At 51.0% G+C, this 561-nt stretch carries 1 rRNA gene; it reads right to left on the bottom strand.

The annotated features are described in order from the left end of the window. Positions 1–543, bottom strand: a 23S ribosomal RNA gene (locus BME24068_RS34805); the annotation flags it as partial. Positions 544–561: the final 18 nt, after the last annotated feature.

Here is a 561-nt window from a genome sequence, read left to right as displayed (position 1 = left end):
CGAGGCTCCGACTGTTTGTATGCATGCGGTTTCAGGATCTATTTCACTCCCCTCCCGGGGTTCTTTTCGCCTTTCCCTCACGGTACTGGTTCACTATCGGTCGATCACGAGTATTTAGCCTTGGAGGATGGTCCCCCCATCTTCAGACAGGATTTCACGTGTCCCGCCCTACTTGTCGCACACCTAGTTCTTTCATACTGTTTTCGCCTACAGGGCTATCACCTGCTATGGCCGCACTTTCCAGAGCGTTCGGCTAACAATACAAATAAAGAGTGCAAGGCTCATCCCATTTCGCTCGCCACTACTTTGGGAATCTCGGTTGATTTCTTTTCCTGCGGTTACTTAGATGTTTCAGTTCACCGCGTTCGCTTCACATAGCCTATGTATTCAGCTATGGATACTCCAAAAGGAGTGGGTTTCCCCATTCGGACATCTACGGATCAAAGCTCGTTTGCCAGCTCCCCGTAGCTTTTCGCAGGCTACCGCGTCCTTCATCGCCTGTGATCGCCAAGGCATCCACCACATGCACTTGTTCGCTTGACCCTATAACGAGTCTGTCTC

It is taken from the genome of Burkholderia anthina (assembly GCF_902498995.1).
Lineage (GTDB): Bacteria > Pseudomonadota > Gammaproteobacteria > Burkholderiales > Burkholderiaceae > Burkholderia > Burkholderia anthina.
This window is presented reverse-complemented; position numbering and strand designations above follow the sequence as displayed.